We start from the raw sequence: 2298 nt of genomic DNA on the forward strand, positions 1-2298 counted from the left end.
AGAAATAATAAATCAGTTACTGTTGATCAATATAAAAAGAGTATAAAGAATCTTATGGATTCATTAACGATTGCTGGTTATGAAAAATATGATGAGCCAGAATACGCTCAAACAGTTAAAAAATATAAACAACGCTTTATGGCTGAAATGGAAGCAATGAATCAATTTTTGCAAGGTGAAAAAATAATAGAAAAAAAGACTAAAAAAAATGAAGAAATACCTTCACATATTTTAGGACTAACTCATAAAAGATATGAGAGTATCTATCATGCTTTAGAAGAAAACAGAAGATTATTTGATCAAGAAATACAACAAATCGAAATGCAAAATAGTGATTTGAAATTATTTAATGATGATGAACAATATGAAGCGAATAAAAAGCTGAATACATTAGAAAATCAAATACTAATGCTAGGTAAAACGTTTTATAACCAACGTGACGCTATTGATAGTTTATATAGTAAATTAGATTTGACTGTTGGTTTCACTGAAAAAGAGCGTAAAGAAAAACAAGCAGTAAATAAGAGAATGCTAAATCAAAAAGTTGAAGACTTAGAAACAATCATTGACGAATTCTTTACAGATATAGATCGAGTACGTCCCAAATATATACCTGCTTTGACAAAGGAAAATGAGAAGAACAGTGCGGTAAAAGTAAAACTTAGAGAAGATGTAATGAAAGCCAAGGAAGATATAAGTTTAAGACACCAAAGAGCGTTGAAACAAAAAACGGCTAAGGTAAAAGCGCAATCTAACCGTTCAGAAGTTACACAACCATCGTTCAACATCATGGAAATTGTAGCACCACAAACAGTAAAACCACAACCTCCAGTTTATACTGAAACAACAGTACATAAACCAATGTCTGCTGCACCACAAATGAAACATGAGTCAACATATGAAGTGATTCAAGGCCGTAATTTTAAACCTTTAGCTACTATTAACGGTGAACAAACAAGTGATAAAATGGAAACGCAAATGGATAGTGCACAGGTAGAAACTGAACATGTAGCGGCACCAGTTTCACAACAAGAGAATTCAAATGCACGTCAGTCAGAGGAACCGAAACAAACAACTGTTGAAACGGAAACTGTCACTGAAAGTCATGTAGTTGATATTGACGAATCTACTACTTTCCAAAAATCAGGATACTTGTATGGTTTGAGTCAAAGTGACACGTCTGGTTACACAGATAGAGAGAAACGTGCAATTAAACGTAATCATGTAAGAGAAGCGGAAGCGTTAGTGAATCAATATGTTGACACACACCGTTATCAAGACAGAATTGCTGCACAACAAAAAGTAAATACATTAAGTGAAGCACACCAAAATCGTTTTAATAAAATGATTAATAAAGCGTATAACGGTCAATAAAATATAATATAAAATAATCAAGAAAACCCTTATTTTAAGTTGCAAAACTAAAATAGGGGTTTAACTTATTAAATTTTTAGAACATAAGTTAATAATTATTTAAAAAATGGTTAATACTAAAATCCATAGTATCTCTATATAATTAAAAAGTCTTAAATGACACACTTTAGATGACAGCATACGAAGGAGAAGAATCATCATGAAAAAATCTACAATTATAAAAGTCAGCTTGGCTGTAGGTATTTTAACAACTGGTGTTGGGATACAAAGTCATGCGGCAGCATTTGCTAGTGAGGGGAGTATTCAATTTAATAAAGAAGCGCAAGATTTAAAATCATATTATTCTAAATCAAGTTTTGAATACAAAAATATTAAGGGTTACAAAGAAAGTCATAATATTTTAAATGTTATAAATCCACAAAGCTTGCTTACTTCTATCACATTAGATGGTAAAGATTTAACTAAATACCAAGATGACGAAATAGAATACAGCGGTTTAGATGTCTTTGTTGTGCCAGAGGGAACTGACAGAAGTGCCGAGACTAAATCCATTGGTGGTATCACTAAAACAAATAAAGGCTCATATTACGACCATGTGAAAAAACCTAATATCGTTATTAATAGAAAAAGTGGAGAATTGACTTCTAGAGTCGACGCAAACGACTTTGCTATTACAAAAGAAGAAGTTTCTTTAAAAGAATTAGACTTTAAACTTCGTCAAAAGCTTATCAAAGAGTATGGATTATATGAAAATGGAGTAAATGACGGTAAAATTGTCATCAAATTAGGCGATGATGATAAAGACAAAATGACTATAGAGTTAAACAAAAAATTACAACAACACCGTATGAGCGACACGGTAGATGTAAGCAAAATCAAAAAAATTACTATAGATCTATAAAACTTAATAGTTCTATTAAATAT

2 protein-coding genes are annotated in these 2298 nt (G+C 31.2%); both read left to right on the top strand.

The genetic code is table 11. The features are described 5' to 3' along the window. A partial coding sequence (locus tag CD118_RS11510; protein ID WP_103356734.1) for a coagulase domain-containing protein occupies nucleotides 1-1374 on the top strand: 1374 nt, incomplete at its 5' end. 199 nt (nucleotides 1375-1573) lie between these two features. After that, on the top strand, nucleotides 1574-2275 hold the full coding sequence (locus CD118_RS11515; protein WP_103356735.1) for an exotoxin beta-grasp domain-containing protein: 702 nt from the start codon (nucleotides 1574-1576) through the stop codon (nucleotides 2273-2275). The last annotated feature ends 23 nt before the right edge of the window (nucleotides 2276-2298 follow it).

It is taken from the genome of Staphylococcus coagulans, from assembly GCF_002901995.1.
In the GTDB taxonomy this organism is placed as follows: domain Bacteria; phylum Bacillota; class Bacilli; order Staphylococcales; family Staphylococcaceae; genus Staphylococcus; species Staphylococcus coagulans.

What these genes read in the sequence shown, in the direction of transcription:
- CD118_RS11515 (WP_103356735.1), top strand. Translation starts at nt 1,574, where the DNA reads ATGAAAAAATCTACAATTATAAAAGTCAGCTTGGCTGTAGGTATTTTA.